Here is a 14,320-nt window from a genome sequence, read left to right as displayed (position 1 = left end):
CCACCGATGGCCGGAACCATCGTCTTGACCCGCTCATGACATGCGTCCATTCTGTGCCCGTCGCACACGCACAGCTCCACCCCCCACCCCGACGGACCCAGGAGACGCCAGCATGCGACTCGTCACCGCACGGAGATCCCGGCCGACGAAGGCCCGGCGCAACGCCGCCCTGACCATCCTGCTCGCCCTCGCCCTCGCGGCCCCCGCCACCACCGTGGCGACCGCCGGGAACGCGGCCCCGAACGCGGCCGTCGCCGCGGACGAGCGGACGCTCCAGTACGAGATCACCGGGCGGACCACCCCTGCCGCCCGCACCGACATCGCCCGCGTGGGCGTCTCGATCGACGAGGTCCACGACCACGGCGTCGTCGTCACCGCGGACGCCGCCCAGGCCCGGAAGCTCCGGGCGCGCGGCCACGTACTGGCGGCCCTGCCCGCCCCGGACGCCCCGCCGCGCGCGGCGGACGGCGTGAGCGTCCTCGACTTCCCGCCCGCCGACTCCCGCTACCACAACTACGCCGAGATGAACGCGGCGATCGACGCCCGCATCGCCGCGAACCCCTCGATCATGAGCAAGCGCGTCATCGGCAAGACCTACCAGGGCCGCGACGTCATCGCGGTCAAGGTCAGCGACAACGTCGCCACCGACGAGGCCGAGCCCGAGGTCCTGTTCACCGCCCACCAGCACGCCCGCGAGCACCTGACCGTCGAGATGGCGCTCTACCTGCTCCGTGAACTGGGCCAGGGCTACGGGGCCGACTCCCGGATCAAGCAGGCGGTCGACGGCCGCGAGCTGTGGATCGTGCCGGACATGAACCCGGACGGCGGCGAGTACGACATCGCCTCCGGCTCGTACCGCAGCTGGCGCAAGAACCGGCAGCCCAACTCCGGCTCCAGCGCGGTCGGCACCGACCTCAACCGCAACTGGGCCTACAAGTGGGGCTGCTGCGGCGGCTCCTCCTCCAGCACCTCGTCCGACACCTACCGGGGGGCGGCCGCCGAGTCCGCGCCCGAGACGAGGATCGTGGCGGACTTCGTGCGCAGCCGGGTGATCGGCGGGAAGCAGCAGATCACGGCGGCCATCGACTTCCACACGTACAGCGAACTGGTGCTGTGGCCCTTCGGCTACACGTACAACGACACCGCCCCCGGCATGACCGCCGACGACCGCAACGCGTTCGCGGCCGTGGGCCGGAAGATGGCGGCGAGCAACGGGTACACCGCCGAGCAGTCCAGCGACCTCTACATCACCGACGGGTCCATCGACGACTGGCTGTGGGGCTCGCAGAAGATCTTCGGCTACACCTTCGAGATGTACCCGCGCTCGGCGTCCGGCGGCGGCTTCTACCCGCCCGACGAGGTCATCGAGCGCGAGACGTCGCGCAACCGGGACGCGGTGCTCCAGCTGATCGAGAACGCGGACTGCATGTACCGGTCGATCGGCAAGGAGGCGCAGTACTGCTCCTGACGGACCACTGAACCCGCTCCGGTGCGGAACTCTTCGCACGGGCCCGCACCGGAGAGTCAGGCCACGTCATGGACGCTGTGTTCGCCCAGGTCGGGAGCGTGCCGGGCGACCGTGCGGTAGTCGAGGTCGTCATGAAGGACCGTCAGGCCGTGATGGGCTGCCGTGGCGGCGATGACGAGATCCACGGCGGAGGCGCTGCGGTGCTGCCCGGCGCGTGCCATGCGGTGCTGGACCGAGGCGACCCAGCGTCCCGCGCTCTTCGGCACGGAGACGTCCGGGTAGAGGTCGGTGAACATCTCCACGATCTCGTCGTACTCGCGCGCGCTCCGGGCGCCGTACAGGAACTCCGCTCGCTGGGGATAGCAGGAGGCGATCGTCCCGGCCTCGATGGCTTCGGACCACGCCGACTGCAGAGAGGCGTCGGAGAGCAGCCGGACGAGGCCCGAAGTGTCGAGCAGGCAGATCACCGGCCGTCCTTCTCCGCCCGATGCCGCCGCTCGGCGTCCTCGACCGCGCCCCATCCGCGCGCGCGCTCGAAGTGGCGGCCGATCCGCGCCGCACGCTCCTGCTGCTCCGCGTAGAAGCGCAGGGCGAGGTTGACGGTCTCCTTCTTCGTCCGGGCCTTGGACAGGGCCATCGCCCGCTCCAAGGCTTCATCGTCTATGTCGATCTGGGTCACTGACATGTCCGACCGCCCTTCGTGTGGGTCATGTACAAGGAATTGTATGCGACCAACATTCCTCCTGCGAGGCGCTAGCGGCCTTAGGGTGCCGCTATGTGCGGAATCGTGGGTTATGTCGGAATGCAGTCGGCGCAGGACGTCGTCGTAGCAGGACTCAAGCGCCTCGAGTACCGGGGCTACGACTCGGCGGGCGTCGCCGTTCTCGCGGACGGCGGGCTCGCCGCCGCGAAGAAGGCGGGCAAGCTCGTCAATCTGGAGAAGGAGCTCGCCGCCCGGCCGCTGCCGGCCGGGCGGACCGGGATCGGGCACACCCGGTGGGCGACGCACGGAGCGCCCACCGACGCCAACGCCCACCCGCATCTGGACAACGCGGGCCGGGTCGCCGTCGTGCACAACGGGATCATCGAGAACTTCGCGGCCCTGCGCCGCGAGCTGACCGGACGCGGCCACGCCCTGGAGTCGGAGACGGACACCGAGGTCGTCTCGCACCTGCTGGCCGAGGCGTTCTCGGCCGGCGGGGACCTCGCGGAGGCGATGCGCCAGGTGTGCCGGCGGCTGGAGGGGGCCTTCACCCTGGTCGCCGTGCACGCGGACCAGCCGGACGTGGTGGTCGGCGCCCGGCGCAACTCACCGCTCGTCGTGGGCGTGGGGCAGGACGAGTGGTTCCTCGCCTCGGACGTCGCCGCCTTCATCGCGCACACCCGGTCCGCCGTCGAGCTGGGCCAGGACCAGGTCGTCGAGCTGAGCCGCGAGGGCGTCGTCGTCACCGGGTTCGACGGGGAGATCGCCGCGGTGCGCGAGTACCACGTCGACTGGGACGCGTCCGCCGCCGAGAAGGGCGGTTACGCCTCCTTCATGCTCAAGGAGATCGCCGACCAGCCCCGGGCCGTCGCCGACACCCTCCTCGGCCGCGTCGACGGGGAGGGCGCGCTCCACCTCGACGAGGTGCGCATCCCGGCCGCCGATCTGCGGGAGGTCGACAAGGTCGTCATCGTCGCCTGCGGGACCGCCTTCCACGCCGGGATGATCGCCAAGTACGCCATCGAGCACTGGACCCGGCTGCCCTGCGAGACCGAACTCGCCAGCGAGTTCCGCTACCGGGACCCGATCCTGGACCAGCGCACCCTCGTCGTCGCCATCTCCCAGTCCGGCGAGACCATGGACACCCTGATGGCGCTGCGGCACGCCCGCGAACAGGGCGCGAAGGTGCTCGCCATCTGCAACACCAACGGCTCGACGATCCCGCGCGAGTCCGACGCCGTCCTCTACACGCACGCCGGGCCCGAGGTCGCCGTCGCCTCCACCAAGGCCTTCCTCACCCAGCTCGTCGCCTGCTACCTCGTGGCGCTCTACCTCGGCCAGGTGCGCGGCACCAAATGGGGCGACGAGATCCGTACGGTGGTGCGCCAGCTCTCCGCGATCTCCGGCGAGGTCGACCGGGTCCTGGGGACGATGGAGCCCGTGCGCGAGCTGGCCCGGTCCCTCGCCCACCACGACACCGTGCTGTTCGTCGGCCGGCACGTCGGCTACCCGGTCGCCCTCGAAGGGGCGCTCAAGCTCAAGGAACTCGCCTACATGCACGCCGAGGGCTTCGCGGCCGGCGAGCTGAAGCACGGGCCGATCGCGCTCATCGAGGAGGGCCTCCCGGTCGTCGTCATCGTGCCGTCGCCGCGCGGCCGTTCGGTCCTCCACGACAAGATCGTCTCCAACATCCAGGAGATCCGGGCCCGGGGCGCGCGCACCATCGTCGTCGCCGAGGAGGGCGACGAGGCCGTCGTCCCGTACGCCGACCACCTCATCACGGTCCCCGCAACGCCTACGCTGCTTCAGCCGCTGGTCGCCACCGTGCCCCTCCAGGTCTTCGCCTGCGAGCTCGCGACGGCCCGCGGCAACGAAGTGGACCAGCCGCGCAACCTGGCGAAGTCCGTGACCGTGGAGTGACCCGGGACGCGCCCGGGCGACGAGGTGACAGGGGTGGGTTCGTGATCATCGGGGTCGGCATCGACGTGGCCGAGATCGAGCGCTTCGGCGCGGCGCTGGAGCGTACGCCCCAGCTGGCCGACCGGCTCTTCGTCGCGAGCGAGTTGACGCTGCCCAGCGGCGAGCGGCGCGGAATCGCCTCGCTCGCCGCCCGGTTCGCCGCGAAGGAGGCCCTGGCCAAGGCGCTCGGCGCACCCGGCGGGCTGCTCTGGAGCGACGCGGAGGTCTGGGTCGAGGAGAGCGGGCAGCCCCGGCTGCGGGTACGCGGCACGGTCGCCGCCCGCGCCGCCGAACTGGGCGTACGGGGCTGGCACGTCTCGCTCAGCCACGACGCGGGGGTGGCGTCGGCGGTGGTCATCGCCGAGGGGTGAGCCTCGTGGTCCCAGGGAGGCCGTCGCGTACGGGTGGCTCCCGCGAGGTGGGCGTGGGGCGTACGGATGGCTCCCGCGAGCCCGCAAGGTGGGCGTACGGCGTACGAGTCGCTCCCGCGCGGCGGGCGTACGGCGTACGGGGGTGGCGTCGGGCCGCGTGATCGCGGAGGGTTGGACCCATGCGACGTGCCTACAGCGTGGAGACCGTACGGGCCGCCGAGGCCGCCCTCATGCAACGGTTGCCGGAGGGCGCCCTGATGCAGCGCGCCGCCGCCGGGCTCGCCGTGGCCTGCGGCGACCTGCTGCGGCGCAACGGCCGGGTGTACGGGTCCCGGGTCCTGCTCCTGGTCGGCAGCGGCGACAACGGCGGCGACGCGCTGTACGCGGGCGCCCGTCTGGCCCGCCGGGGCGCGGGCGTCCGGGCCCTGCTGCTCGCCCCCGACCGGGCCCACCCCGGCGGCCTCGCGGCCCTGCTGGCGGCCGGGGGACGGGTCGTCGACGGGCCTGACGGGCTCGGCGTGCTCGACCTCGTCGTGGACGGCATCACCGGTATCGGCGGGCGCGGCGGGCTGCGCGAGGACGCCACCGGGCTGCTGCACACGGTGACCGGGGACCGTACCCCGGTCCTCTCCGTCGACCTGCCGAGCGGGGTGGAGGCCGACACCGGGGAGGTGCACGGGGACGCGGTCCGCGCGGACGCGACGGTCACCTTCGGCACCTACAAGCCCGGCCTCCTGATCGACCCGGCCGCCGAACACGCCGGGGCCCTGCGGCTGGTGGACATCGGGCTCGGCCCGGAACTGCCCGAGCCGCCGGACCTGGAGGCCCTCCAGTACGCGGACGTCGCCGCGCTGCTGCCCGCGCCGGGCCCGGAGAGCGACAAGTACCGGCGCGGCGTCGTCGGCGTCGTCGCCGGGTCCGAGCGCTACCCGGGCGCGGCCGTCCTCGCGGTCGCGGGCGCGCTGCGCGGCGGGGCCGGGGCCGTGCGGTACGTCGGGCCGGGCGCGGACGCGGTGATCGCCCGCTTCCCCGAGGCGCTGGTGCACGCCGGGCCGCCGTCGGAGGCCGGACGCGTGCAGGCCTGGGTGGTCGGGCCCGGGCTCGGCGACGGGCGGAGCGCGGAGGCGGCCGTCGCCGACGTGCTGGCCGCCGACGTCCCCGTGCTCGTCGACGCGGACGGGCTGCGGCTGCTGGACCCGGCGACCGTGCGGACCCGGACCGCGCCGACCGTCCTCACCCCGCACGCGGGCGAGGCCGCCGCGCTCCTCGGCACGGCCCGCGAGGATGTCGAGGCCGGGCGGCTGGCCGCGGTGCGCGAACTGGCCGCCCGCTACCGGGCCACCGTGCTCCTCAAGGGCTCCACGACCCTGATCGCGGAGGCCCGCGACACCCCCGTACGGGTCAACCCGACCGGCACGTCCTGGCTCGCCACGGCGGGCAGCGGCGACGTGCTCTCCGGGCTGACGGGGTCCCTGCTCGCGGCCGGACTCGCCCCGCGCGACGCCGCGTCCGTGGGCGCGTATCTGCACGGGCTCGCCGCCCGGCACGGCTCCGACGGGGCCCCCGTCTCCGCGCAGGACGTCGCGGACGGCATCCAGGCCGCCTGGCGCGACGTGCGGGCGGGGTGAGGAGGGGGCCATGCTGGAAGCCCCGGCGGAAGGGCGGTCCTGGCAGTGAGCGAACCCGTACGCGTACGCAGGGTCTACGACCCGCCGGAGGACGGCGACGGCACCCGGGTCCTCGTCGACCGGCTCTGGCCCCGGGGCGTCTCCAAGGAGCGGGCCGCGATCGACGTATGGCTGAAGGACGTCACCCCCTCGGACGAGCTGCGCTCCTGGTACCACCAGGGCGGCTCCGGGGCGCGCCACGACGGCTTCGTCGAGCGCTACCGCACCGAACTGGACGACCCGGCGCACACGGAGGCCGTCGAGCGGCTCGTCGGCCTGGTGCGCGAGGGCGGACCCGTCACGCTGATCACCGCCGTGAAGGACGTGGACGACAGCCATGTCCCGGTCCTGGTCGACCACCTGACCCAGGTGATGAAACGTACGTAACGTACATACGGTTGGAAATCGGCGTGCACCGCCGGGGAGGCGACCGACGCCTCTGAGAGACTGGGCGCGATGAACGAGACAGCGTCCCTGAGAGCCCGTGCCGAGATCGACCTCGCCGCGCTGCGCGCCAACGTGCGCGTCCTGCGCGAGCGTGCGGCCGGGGCGCAGCTCATGGCCGTGGTGAAGTCCGACGGTTACGGGCACGGGGCCGTGCCCTGCGCGCGGGCCGCCCGCGAGGCCGGGGCGACCTGGCTGGGAACCGCGACCCCGCAGGAGGCCCTCGCCCTGCGCGCGGCCGGACTCGACGGCCGGATCATGTGCTGGCTGTGGACGCCCGGGGGCCCCTGGCGCGAGGCGATCGAGGCCGGCATCGACGTGTCGGTCAGCGGCATGTGGGCGTTGCGCGAGGTCGTCGCGGCCGCCGACGCGGCCGGCCGGCCGGCCAGGATCCAGCTCAAGGCCGACACCGGCCTCGGCCGCGGCGGCTGTCAGCCCGCCGACTGGCCCGAGCTGGTCACCGGGGCGCTGGCCGCCGAGCGGGCCGGACGGGTGGAGGTCACCGGCCTCTGGTCCCACTTCGCCTGCGCCGACGAGCCCGGCCACCCCTCGATCGCCGCCCAGCTCGGCGTCTACCGCGACATGGTGGCGTACGCCGAGAAGGAGGGCGTGGAGCCCGAGGTGCGGCACCTGGCCAACTCCCCGGCCACGCTCACGATCCCCGAGGCGCACTTCGACCTCGTGCGGACCGGCATCGCGATGTACGGCATCTCGCCCGCCCCCGAGCTGGGCACGCCCGCCGACTTCGGGCTGCGGCCCGTGATGACGCTCGCCGCCTCCGTCGCCCTGGTCAAGGACGCCCCGGCCGGACACGGCGTCAGCTACGGCCACCACTACACGACGACCGCCGAGACGACCCTCGGCCTGATCCCCGTCGGCTACGCGGACGGCGTCCCGCGCCACGCGTCGGGCACGGGGCCCGTCCTGGTCGGCGGGAAGGTGCGCACGGTCGCGGGCCGGGTCGCCATGGACCAGTTCGTCGTCGACCTCGGCGGCGACCGGCCGGAGCCGGGCGCGGAAGCGGTGCTGTTCGGGCCGGGCGACCGGGGCGAGCCGACCGCGCAGGACTGGGCGGAGGCCGCCGGCACCATCGCGTACGAGATCGTCACCCGCATCGGCTCCCGGGTGCCCCGGGTGTACGTGAACGGGACGGCCGGCGAACCGACCGGGGGTGTGCCGCGGTGAGCGAAAGCGACGCGGGGGCCGTGGTGGCCGCGACCGCCGCCGCCGGCGCGGCAGGCTGGCGCCGGGCCGGGATCGCCGGAGCCGCCATAGGGGTGCTCGCCGCCGGCGCGGCCGCCGGGGTCGCCGTGGAGCGGCTCACCGTCGGGCGCGGCATGCGCAAGAAGGCCCGTCTCGCGCTGGACGCCACCGGGCCCTACGGCTCGCTGCGCGGCACGCCGGGCCGGGCCGTCGCCGACGACGGCACCGAGCTGTACTACGAGATCGACGAGGTGGAGGACGAGGCGCCCGAGGTTTCCGAGGGAGACGCCACCGGCACCCGCCGCCGCAGGCTCTTCGGGCGCAAGGCCCCCGCCCCGGTCACCGTCGTCTTCAGCCACGGCTACTGCCTCGGCCAGGACTCCTGGCACTTCCAGCGGGCCGCCCTGCGCGGCCTCGTACGCGCCGTCTACTGGGACCAGCGCAGCCACGGCCGCTCCGGGCGGGGCCGGGCCCAGGCGGACGGGGTGCCGCTCGGCATCGACCAGCTCGGCCGCGACCTGGAGGCGGTCATCGACGCGGCGGCGCCCGAGGGCCCGCTGGTGCTGGTCGGGCACTCCATGGGCGGCATGACGATGATGGCGCTGGCCGACCAGTGCCCGGCCCTGGTCCGCGACCGGGTCGCCGCCGTCGCCCTGGTCGGCACCTCCAGCGGCAAGCTCGGCGAGGTCAACTTCGGGCTGCCGGTGGCGGGCGTGAACGCGGTGCGCCGGGTGCTGCCCGGGGTGCTGAAGGCGCTCGGCTCGCAGACGGAGCTGGTGGAGAAGGGGAGGCGGGCCACCGCGGACCTCTTCGCCGGACTGATCAAGCGGTATTCGTTCGGCTCGCGGGACGTGGACCCGGCGGTCGCCCGGTTCGCGGAACGGCTGATCGAGTCCACCCCGATCGATGTGGTCGCCGAGTTCTACCCGGCCTTCACCGAGCACGACAAGAGCGGTGCGCTGCCCGCGTTCCGGGACGTGCCCGTGCTGATCCTGGCCGGGGAGAAGGACCTGGTCACCCCCAGCTCCCACAGCGAGGCCATCGCCGACGTCCTGCCCGACGCCGAGCTGGTGATCGTGCCGGACGCCGGGCACCTGGTGATGCTGGAGCACCCGGAGACGGTCACCGACCGGCTGGCCGACCTGCTCGTACGCAGCGGCACCGTGCCGGGCGCTAACGTTGGCGGACATGGAAGCACCGCACGGCGGCCCGGCCGCTGAGACCGTTCCGGAGACAGCGGGGACGACCGCTCCCGAGCCCGCCGGGGCCGTACCCGAGGCGGTGACCGTGACGCTCACCGTCACCTCGCCCGAACAGATGCAGGACCTGGGCCGCCGGCTCGCCCGGGTGCTGGCCCCCGGCGACCTGGTCATGCTCACCGGGGAGCTGGGCGCCGGGAAGACGACGCTGACCCGGGGCCTGGGCGAGGGCCTCGGCGTGCGCGGCGCGGTCACCTCGCCCACGTTCGTCATCGCCCGCGTCCACCCCTCGCTGACCGGGGGTCCCGCCCTGGTCCACGTCGACGCGTACCGCCTGGGCGGCGGGCTCGACGAGATGGAGGACCTGGACCTGGACGTGTCGCTGCCGGAGTCCGTGGTGGTCGTGGAGTGGGGCGACGGCAAGGTCGAGGAGCTGGCCGACGACCGGTTGCGGGTCCTCATCGACCGTGCGACGGGCGACACCGACGACGAGCGGCGCGAGGTGACCCTGGTCGGTATCGGGACGCGCTGGGCGGGGCTGCGGGCGGACCTGGCGTAACGCGCGGCCGGCCCTCCGGGGCCGCCCGTCCTCCGGGGCCGCCCTCCTCCGCAGCCGTCCGCTCTCCGCTGCCGTCCTTCACGAGACCTTCCCGACAGTCCGTCGGTAAACTGTTGCGCGGGGGGCCGTGGTCGTGGTCACATGGGTACGAGACGTGGTTAGGTCTACCTAACCACGCCCTCCATCGGAGCACCAAGGAGGCAATCCATGCCGACGCCCGAGCGCGCGGCGCAGCCGCGACCCACTCCGTCCGCCCTGTCGATGAGGGACCTGCTGGCCTCGTGCGCCGCGGCCACCGCGGTCTCCACCCCGCCGAGCGAGGCGCCGGATCCGTCCGACGCGGCGGACCGGGACCGCGACCGGGACGAGGAGAGCGTCCACGGGAACGCCGTCCGGGAGCGGGCGGCGTAAGCCTGCCGGGCCGCCCTACGGGACGACGACGACCTTCGCGCCGACCGTCGCGAAGGTCCACATCGCGCTGCCGTCCGCGCGCTTCATCCGGACACCGCCGGTCTTCGACGTCGGGTCCGGGCTGGCCATCGAGCCGTCCTGCGCCGCGCTGAAACCGATCGCCACCTCGTCCACGTTGGCGAAGCGGACCACGTGCTCGATCGGGATGCCGTCCGAACCCTGGACCGTGCCCGAGCGCGAGGTGACCTTGTGGACCCCGGGGGGCGGGCTGACGGGGCTCGGCATCACGGTGAAGGTGCGGATCGCCTCGCCGGACTCGTCGACCAGCCACACCCGGCGGTCCTTCAGCGCGTACACGACGCGCTCGCCCGTGCCGGACGCCGCCGGGACCGCCAGCGGGTCGGCCGTGGGCTTCGGCTTGGCGGAGGGCTGCGCCGAGGCCGAGGCCGAGGCAGTGGGCTTCGGGCCGGACGTGGACGCCACCGAGGCGGGGGCGTTCGCCGAGGCCTGGTAGGCGAGGAAGGCGACCGCGGCGACCGCCGCCGCAGTGAGCCCGGCCACGATTCCCGAGCTTCCCCTAGCCACCGTGAAATCCCCTTTCGACTGCCGTTGCCGCATGTCGTACAAGCGTTTACGTCGTACCCGCGGATACCCGGTGACGGTAGCAGCAGGGAGCGGGCGGGCCGGGACGCCGTACGGACGCCGTAACGCCGTCGGCGGAGCCGTAGGCTGTTTGCGTGCTCTTGCTCGCCATGGATACCGCCACGCCCGCCGTCACCGTCGCCCTGCACGACGGCACGTCCGTCATCGCCTCCTCGGGACAGGTCGACGCCCGCAGGCACGGGGAGCTGCTGCTCCCCGCCGTCGACCGGGTCCTCGCCGAGGCCGGGACGGCCCTCGACGCCGTGACGGCCGTGGTCGTGGGCGTCGGCCCCGGCCCGTACACCGGCCTGCGGGTCGGCCTGGTCACCGCCGCCACCTTCGGCTCCGTCCTCTCCGTGCCGGTCCACGGCCTGTGCACCCTGGACGGCCTCGCCCACGCCGCCGGACTGGAGGGCCTGGAAGGGCCGTTCGCCGTGGCGACCGACGCGCGCCGCAAGGAGGTCTACTGGGCGCGGTACGAGGACGCCCGCACCCGTTCGGGCGAACCCGCCGTCGACCGGCCCGCCGACATCGCCGGGGCGCTGGCCGGGCTCCCCGTGGTCGGCGCGGGCGCGGTGCTCTACCCGGACGCCTTCCCGGACGCGCGCGGCCCCGAGCACGTCGCCGCCGGGGCGCTCGCCGGGCTCGCCGCCGAGCGCCTCGCCGCCGGACAGGAGCTCCTGGAGCCCCGGCCGCTCTATCTGCGCAGGCCCGACGCGCAGGTCCCGAAGAACTACAAGGTGGTCACCCCCACGTGAGCACCGCCACCGCCGCCGTACTGCGCGAGATGCGCTGGTGGGACATCGCGCCGGTGCTCGACCTCGAACACGCGCTGTTCCCGGACGACGCCTGGTCGCCCGGCATGTTCTGGTCCGAGCTGGCGCACGCCCGCGGCCCCGGCGCCACCCGCCACTACGTCGTCGCCGAGGACCCCGCCACCGGGCGGATCACCGGCTACGCCGGGCTCGCCGCCCTCGGCGACCTGGCCGACGTCCAGACGATCGCGGTCAGCCGCGAGGCGTGGGGCACCGGCCTCGGCTCCGAACTCCTCGCCGACCTGCTGAAGGCCGCCACCGACTTCGAGTGCGCCACGGTCCTCCTGGAGGTCCGGGTCGACAACACCCGGGCACAGAAGCTGTACGAGCGCTTCGGCTTCGAGCCGATCGGCTTCCGGCGCGGCTACTACCAGCCGGGGAACATCGACGCCCTGGTCATGCGCCTGACCATGCAAGAGCAAGCAGTGCACGAGCACGCACCAGAGACCGGGACTGAATGATGGCTGTCGACGAACCCCTCGTACTCGGCATCGAGACCTCCTGCGACGAGACCGGCGTGGGCATCGTGCGCGGTACGACCCTGCTCGCGGACGCCGTCGCCTCCAGCGTCGACACCCACGCCCGTTTCGGCGGCGTCGTCCCGGAGATCGCGTCCCGCGCCCACCTGGAGGCGATGGTCCCCACCATCGAACGGGCCCTGAAGGAGGCCGGGATCAGCGCCCGTGACCTCGACGGGATCGCCGTCACCTCGGGCCCCGGCCTCGCCGGAGCCCTGCTCGTCGGCGTCTCGGCCGCGAAGGCGTACGCGTACGCGCTCGGCAAGCCGCTCTACGGGGTCAACCACCTCGCCTCGCACATCTGCGTCGACCAGCTGGAGCACGGCCCGCTGCCCGAGCCGACGATGGCCCTGCTGGTCAGCGGCGGCCACTCCTCGCTCCTGCTGGCCCCCGACATCACCAGCGACGTCCGGCCGCTCGGCGCGACGATCGACGACGCGGCGGGCGAGGCGTTCGACAAGATCGCCCGCGTGCTGAACCTCGGCTTCCCCGGCGGCCCGGTCATCGACCGGCTCGCGAAGGAGGGCGACCCGGCCTCGATCGCGTTCCCGCGCGGTCTGACCGGCCCGCGCGACGCCCCCTACGACTTCTCCTTCTCCGGGCTCAAGACCTCCGTCGCCCGCTGGATCGAGGCGAAGCGCGCGGCGGGCGAGGCGGTGCCGGTCCGGGACGTGGCGGCGTCCTTCCAGGAGGCCGTGGTGGACGTGCTCACGCGAAAGGCCGTGCGGGCCTGCAAGGACGAGGGCGTCGACCACCTGATGATCGGGGGCGGTGTCGCGGCCAACTCCCGGCTGCGCGCCCTGGCCCAGGAACGCTGCGAGCGGGCCGGCATCCGGCTGCGGGTGCCGCGCCCCGGGCTCTGCACCGACAACGGGGCGATGGTCGCCGCGCTCGGCGCGGAGATGGTCGCCCGCAACCGCCGCCCCTCCGACCTGGAGCTGTCCGCCGACTCCTCGCTGCCGGTCACGGAGCCGCATGTGCCGGGGGCCCACCATGAGCACACGCATGAGCACACGCATGAGCACACGCATGACCACGTGCACGAGATCAGCAAGGACAACCTGTACTCATGAGCGCCCCGACCATCGTCCTGATGTGGGAGGCCCGCGCCGCCGAGGGACGCGGCGGCGAACTCCTGGAGTGGGCGCGGGCACGGGCCGCCGAGCTGGCCCGCGAACCCCACCGCAGCGAACTGCTGCGCGCCCCGCAGGACCGGGTGCTGGTGATGACGTGGTGGCAGGGCGCCTCGTACGGCGACGACCTCCCCGAACTCCCCGAGCCCGACGCCGCTCTGATCACCCGTCCGGTGCACCGCTGGCGCTTCGAGACGGTGGGCTGAACGCGCGGGGCCGGGCGGGGGACACGCGACACCCGTGCGTCCCGGCGGCCCGGTCCTGGGCTTTCGGCGTCCCGGCGGCCCGGTCCGTGAGGCCTTCGCGCCCGGCGGCCCGGTTCGTGAGGCTTTCCGTGTTCCGGCGGCTCGGTCCGTGAGGCCTTCGCGCCCGGCGGCCCGGTTCGTGAGGCCTTCGCGCCCGGCGGCTCGGTCCGTGAGGCTTTCGCGCCCCGGTGGACCGGTCAGGCCTTCGCGCCCCGCGTCCCGCGCCTGAGCAGACCGTCCACGATCGCGTCGAGCTCCTCGACGGTCTCGTAGTCGGCGGCGTACTCCCGCCAGCGGTCCTTGACCTCGGTGAGCCGGGGCAGCTCCGCCGCGTCCTGCTCGGTGACCATCTCCGGGAAGAACTCGCGGCGCGACGGGTTCTCCGCCCGGCGGGCCGCCGCCCTGCGGAAGACCAGGTCCCCGTAGACGTAACTCCAGATCGTCCGGTACGCCCGCACCGAGCGGGCCGGGGAGAGGCCGCAGGCGAGCGCGCAGTCGATGATCTCCTCCACCATCCACAGCGCGTTGCGGTCGGTCAGCTCGCCCAGCGCCAGGATGTCCAGCACCCAGGGGATCCGGCCGATGACGTCGTGCATGTGCGCGGCCACCGCCACCAGCCGCTCGCGCGGGTCCTCGGGCAGCTCCGGGCGCGGGAACGCCGCCGCCGTGCCGGACAGGGTGAGCATCAGCAGCTCGTCCTTGTCCTGCACGTAGTGGTAGAGCGCCATGGGCGTGCTGCCCAGCTCCTTCGCCACCCGCCGCATGGACAGGGCGGCCACGCCCTCCTCCTCGACGATGCGACGCGCGGTGGCGACCATCACCTCCGGGTCCAGCCGGCGGGGACGTCCCACGGGCCGTCCCACGGGCCGTCCGGACGCGTCCGGTTTGCCGCCCGTCACCGGATTTTTCATCTTCTCTGTCTTCTTTGTCTTCTCGGTGCCTGACACCTGGGCATTCTCTCCTTCCGGGGCTCTGTTCCGGTC

The 14,320-nt window shown here is 73.7% G+C and carries 17 protein-coding genes; 13 read left to right on the top strand and 4 right to left on the bottom strand.

Annotation, left to right across the window (positions count from 1 at the left end; translation table 11 throughout):
- Positions 1–112 precede the first annotated feature (112 nt).
- A complete protein-coding gene (locus AC3CH1_RS09410) occupies positions 113–1,468 on the top strand; it encodes a M14 family metallopeptidase (RefSeq protein WP_488462508.1) in 1,356 nt (451 codons plus the stop codon).
- 56 nt (positions 1,469–1,524) lie between these two features.
- On the opposite strand, the gene AC3CH1_RS09405 is transcribed toward AC3CH1_RS09410, so the two are convergent.
- Both AC3CH1_RS09405 and AC3CH1_RS09400 read right to left on the bottom strand, forming a co-directional pair.
- Positions 1,525–1,935 (bottom strand): PIN domain-containing protein, encoded by a 411-nt coding sequence (locus tag AC3CH1_RS09405; protein ID WP_488462507.1) that lies wholly within the window; start codon positions 1,933–1,935, stop codon positions 1,525–1,527.
- Positions 1,932–2,153: a type II toxin-antitoxin system VapB family antitoxin gene (locus tag AC3CH1_RS09400; RefSeq protein WP_403903326.1), complete on the bottom strand. Its 222-nt coding sequence runs from the start codon at positions 2,151–2,153 to the stop codon at positions 1,932–1,934. The genes AC3CH1_RS09405 and AC3CH1_RS09400 overlap by 4 nt, the downstream gene beginning before the upstream one ends.
- Positions 2,154–2,243: 90 nt before the next feature.
- Here AC3CH1_RS09400 and glmS point away from each other — a divergent pair, with 90 nt between their 5' ends.
- The 8 genes from glmS to AC3CH1_RS09360 all read left to right on the top strand — a co-directional run bounded on the left by glmS (position 2,244) and on the right by AC3CH1_RS09360 (position 9,984).
- Positions 2,244–4,091, top strand: a complete 1,848-nt coding sequence (glmS, locus tag AC3CH1_RS09395) for a glutamine--fructose-6-phosphate transaminase (isomerizing) (RefSeq protein ID WP_488462506.1) — start codon at positions 2,244–2,246, stop codon at positions 4,089–4,091.
- A 41-nt stretch (positions 4,092–4,132) separates the two neighbouring features.
- The gene (locus AC3CH1_RS09390; protein WP_093693534.1) at positions 4,133–4,501 is read left to right on the top strand and encodes a holo-ACP synthase; all 369 of its coding nucleotides are present in this window, start codon (positions 4,133–4,135) and stop codon (positions 4,499–4,501) included.
- A gap of 179 nt (positions 4,502–4,680) precedes the next feature.
- Positions 4,681–6,129, top strand: coding sequence for an NAD(P)H-hydrate dehydratase (locus tag AC3CH1_RS09385; RefSeq protein ID WP_488462505.1), 1,449 nt, complete (start codon positions 4,681–4,683; stop codon positions 6,127–6,129).
- Positions 6,130–6,168: 39 nt separating this feature from the next.
- On the top strand, positions 6,169–6,555 hold the full coding sequence (locus AC3CH1_RS09380) for a DUF488 domain-containing protein (protein ID WP_488463455.1): 387 nt from the start codon (positions 6,169–6,171) through the stop codon (positions 6,553–6,555).
- A 69-nt stretch (positions 6,556–6,624) separates the two neighbouring features.
- Positions 6,625–7,797 carry an alanine racemase gene (gene alr, locus AC3CH1_RS09375; protein WP_488462504.1) on the top strand — a complete coding sequence of 391 codons (1,173 nt, stop codon included), beginning with the start codon at positions 6,625–6,627 and terminating at the stop codon, positions 7,795–7,797.
- Positions 7,794–9,035 (top strand): alpha/beta fold hydrolase, encoded by a 1,242-nt coding sequence (locus AC3CH1_RS09370; RefSeq protein WP_488462503.1) that lies wholly within the window; start codon positions 7,794–7,796, stop codon positions 9,033–9,035. Before alr ends, AC3CH1_RS09370 begins: the two co-directional genes overlap by 4 nt.
- Complete coding sequence (tsaE, locus tag AC3CH1_RS09365; protein WP_488462502.1) at positions 9,004–9,573, top strand: tRNA (adenosine(37)-N6)-threonylcarbamoyltransferase complex ATPase subunit type 1 TsaE; 570 nt, start codon at positions 9,004–9,006, stop codon at positions 9,571–9,573. The genes AC3CH1_RS09370 and tsaE overlap by 32 nt, the downstream gene beginning before the upstream one ends.
- Positions 9,574–9,780: 207 nt before the next feature.
- Positions 9,781–9,984, top strand: coding sequence for a hypothetical protein (locus AC3CH1_RS09360; RefSeq protein WP_488462501.1), 204 nt, complete (start codon positions 9,781–9,783; stop codon positions 9,982–9,984).
- 15 nt (positions 9,985–9,999) lie between these two features.
- Here AC3CH1_RS09360 and AC3CH1_RS09355 read toward each other — a convergent pair whose 3' ends face one another.
- Positions 10,000–10,602 carry a hypothetical protein gene (locus tag AC3CH1_RS09355; RefSeq protein ID WP_488462500.1) on the bottom strand — a complete coding sequence of 201 codons (603 nt, stop codon included), beginning with the start codon at positions 10,600–10,602 and terminating at the stop codon, positions 10,000–10,002.
- A 134-nt stretch (positions 10,603–10,736) separates the two neighbouring features.
- Here AC3CH1_RS09355 and tsaB point away from each other — a divergent pair, with 134 nt between their 5' ends.
- From tsaB to AC3CH1_RS09335, 4 genes are read left to right on the top strand one after another with little or no spacing between them, the layout of a single operon-like run.
- The gene (gene tsaB / locus AC3CH1_RS09350; protein ID WP_488463454.1) at positions 10,737–11,384 is read left to right on the top strand and encodes a tRNA (adenosine(37)-N6)-threonylcarbamoyltransferase complex dimerization subunit type 1 TsaB; all 648 of its coding nucleotides are present in this window, start codon (positions 10,737–10,739) and stop codon (positions 11,382–11,384) included.
- 29 nt (positions 11,385–11,413) lie between these two features.
- Positions 11,414–11,902, top strand: a complete 489-nt coding sequence (rimI, locus tag AC3CH1_RS09345) for a ribosomal protein S18-alanine N-acetyltransferase (RefSeq protein ID WP_488463453.1) — start codon at positions 11,414–11,416, stop codon at positions 11,900–11,902.
- Positions 11,902–13,032, top strand: a complete 1,131-nt coding sequence (gene tsaD, locus AC3CH1_RS09340) for a tRNA (adenosine(37)-N6)-threonylcarbamoyltransferase complex transferase subunit TsaD (RefSeq protein ID WP_488462499.1) — start codon at positions 11,902–11,904, stop codon at positions 13,030–13,032. The genes rimI and tsaD overlap by 1 nt, the downstream gene beginning before the upstream one ends.
- Entirely contained in the window at positions 13,029–13,298 is a 270-nt protein-coding gene (locus tag AC3CH1_RS09335) for a hypothetical protein (protein WP_488462498.1), read from the top strand. The genes tsaD and AC3CH1_RS09335 overlap by 4 nt, the downstream gene beginning before the upstream one ends.
- 236 nt (positions 13,299–13,534) lie before the next feature.
- On the opposite strand, the gene AC3CH1_RS09330 is transcribed toward AC3CH1_RS09335, so the two are convergent.
- Complete coding sequence (locus AC3CH1_RS09330; protein WP_488462497.1) at positions 13,535–14,284, bottom strand: TetR/AcrR family transcriptional regulator; 750 nt, start codon at positions 14,282–14,284, stop codon at positions 13,535–13,537.
- Between the last annotated feature and the right edge of the window lie 36 nt (positions 14,285–14,320).

It is taken from the genome of Streptomyces sp. MGP-P1, assembly GCF_057766565.1.
This window is presented reverse-complemented; position numbering and strand designations above follow the sequence as displayed.